Annotated in this window: 4 protein-coding genes and 1 pseudogene; 2 read left to right on the top strand and 3 right to left on the bottom strand. The window is 23.3% G+C overall.

Translation table 11 applies throughout. The features are described 5' to 3' along the window. The first annotated feature begins 265 nt into the window (after window positions 1-265). Window positions 266-427, top strand: a complete 162-nt coding sequence (locus AJN58_RS10105; protein ID WP_162842081.1) for a hypothetical protein — start codon at window positions 266-268, stop codon at window positions 425-427. On the opposite strand, the gene AJN58_RS05940 is transcribed toward AJN58_RS10105, so the two are convergent. Both AJN58_RS05940 and AJN58_RS05935 read right to left on the bottom strand, forming a co-directional pair. Next, window positions 424-618: a polymerase gene (locus tag AJN58_RS05940; protein ID WP_038401389.1), complete on the bottom strand. Its 195-nt coding sequence runs from the start codon at window positions 616-618 to the stop codon at window positions 424-426. The genes AJN58_RS10105 and AJN58_RS05940 overlap by 4 nt on opposite strands. Before the next feature lie 12 nt (window positions 619-630). Next, window positions 631-861: a hypothetical protein gene (locus AJN58_RS05935; protein ID WP_002779694.1), complete on the bottom strand. Its 231-nt coding sequence runs from the start codon at window positions 859-861 to the stop codon at window positions 631-633. A gap of 228 nt (window positions 862-1089) precedes the next feature. Between AJN58_RS05935 and AJN58_RS10525 the strand changes: the two are divergent. Next, window positions 1090-2009 (top strand): annotated as a pseudogene (locus tag AJN58_RS10525) (tyrosine-type recombinase/integrase). 42 nt (window positions 2010-2051) lie between these two features. Here the strand turns inward: AJN58_RS10525 and AJN58_RS05920 are convergent. Then, window positions 2052-2298, bottom strand: a 247-nt coding sequence (locus AJN58_RS05920; RefSeq protein ID WP_186820939.1) for a hypothetical protein, incomplete at its 5' end; no start/stop codon positions are given.

The raw sequence follows: 2298 nt of genomic DNA, 5'->3' as shown, positions 1-2298 counted from the left end.
AAAGATGATAAAGTGTATCAAAAAGAACAGCTTGAACTTGCAGAAGCAGGAATTAATGATGGCTTAGAGGAGGATTAATTATATAATTAGCCATATATTTATATTAGTTTTTTTAAAAAACCGTTTTTACTATTCTTTAATCTTTTATATTGTATTTTGATTGTCTTATTTATGTAATTTTATATATAAAAAAAGTTTTTTCCAATTTTACAACAAAACCCTTTATGGTATAATAAAAATAAAAATTATATAAGAAAGGATATAAATGGCTATAAAAATTGAAATTAGCGGATTTGATAAGGATTTTTTACCTGTTTTTGAGAGTTTAGCTAAAAGCTTATCTCAAAAGCCTATTTTATCAATGTTTTTTTCTTATTTTTTGAGCAAAAACTTACGCATACCCTTTTTTCATTTTTTGTTTCTTTAACTTCTCAAAAAAATTTGTGCCTCATTAAAACTTGGAAATACATTATTTTTTCTTCCTGTGCAACTTTTAAAACGCACATTTCCGTAAACTCTCTCAACCATATATTCCTCAAATAGAGTGGCAATAATTTCTATGCTATAATAGCGAATGTTTCCTTTCTCAGTTATTCTGTGCAACAAAACATTATTCATAAAAAAACCTAATTAAAAATTATTTATTTTATTCAAAAAATCATTTTTAAACATTTTTTCTATAGCAAGCTTAATCATTTGATTAATTTTCTCATTTTCTTTATTTGTATTAGAAATTTCATCTTTGTAAGTAGGAATCATCATTTCTATCATTTTTAATGTTTTTTCATCAAATAAAACTCTTTTTGGAATTAATATTTCATTTTTTTGAATATTTTCATTATTTATTGTATTTTTTTCCATTTTTATCCTTTATTTGTTAAAATATATAAATTATACCATAATTTTAATAAAAAATTGTATAAATAGACAAATAATGCAAAAATATAAATATTTTTATGGTATAATTTAAAATATATAACATAATCTTATATCAAAATAAGCCTATTAAAATATATATTTTGATATTAACACAAGCAAATAAATATAACATAATATTCAATTATGTTATAAAAAAAGGATATAAATAAAATGAAACTTAAAAATACTACAATAAGCGAAGATTTAGAGCGTTGGATAGAAGCTTATTTGAAACATATTCAAGCATTATCCTATTCAAATAATACTTTTTTACTTTATAGGCGTATTTTACTAGAATTTGTAGAATATTCTTTAGAATATCAAGATGAAATGCAAATAAACGATATAAAAACGACTTTTTTAGTCAATTTTCTTAATTATTTAGAAAATAATTCAAAAAATGGCAATAAACTATCAAAAAAACAAAAATAACTTATTTGAGAGTATTAACTAGCTTTTTTTATAAGCGATAATAATGATGATTTGTTTATTTTTTCCTTTGATATGAAGAAAATTAGATTTAGAACAGAAAAATCAGAAGAAAAATTAAATTATCTTAATGAAAATGAAATTATAAGGCTAAATAATGTTTTAGAGAAAGAAAAAGCAAAAAAAGAAGTTTATAATAGTTTTAGAAACTCTTTACTGATAAAACTTATGCTTTATGGAGGACTTAGAATTTCTGAAGCTTTAAATGTAAAACTTTGTGATTTTGAAGAGGTTGATGATGAAATATTAAAAATATCCATAATAGGCAAGGGTGGTAAAGAACAATTTGCATTTATTAAAAAAGAAGTAGATGATGAGCTTGAATATTTTAAAGAAAATATCCAAGATCATGATTACATAATGCAAACTAGCATAGGAAAACATTTAAATAGAAGCAATGCTTTTTTGATTGTAAATAATATTTACGCTAAAGCTTTGATCAGCAAAAAAGGACTTCATTTGCTTAGACACACTTTAGCCATGAGATTAACAGCCAAAGGAACAAACCTTGTGGAATTCTAAGACATGCAAAACTAAATACTACTGCTATATATGCCAAAGCAACAAATGATACAATAAAAGCTGCGTTATTGAATAATTAATTTTTCTAAAATTGAGTATTTGCATAGACTTCTTTTTGAAGTCTATGCTGTGAATCTTTCTAATAAAAGTTTAGGTTCTCCGCCAAGTATTTTGATGAAATTTGCAATTCTTGATTGTATTATTTCTACGGAATACATACCTCCTAAACCGCCTAAAGCATAAAATAATTCTTCGAAAATGTCTTCTTTGTTAAATTCAAGTTCTTCTATGTCAATAAGATCAGGAGTTCGGCTACATTTTTGTAAATTTTGATATATTTTGACTAAAATCTTGATTTTTTGTAGATTA

The organism is Campylobacter sp. BCW_4321, assembly GCF_001763075.1.
In the GTDB taxonomy this organism is placed as follows: domain Bacteria; phylum Campylobacterota; class Campylobacteria; order Campylobacterales; family Campylobacteraceae; genus Campylobacter_D; species Campylobacter_D jejuni.
The sequence above is the reverse complement of the archived record's forward strand: the minus strand, read 5'-3'. Positions and strand labels throughout refer to the sequence as shown.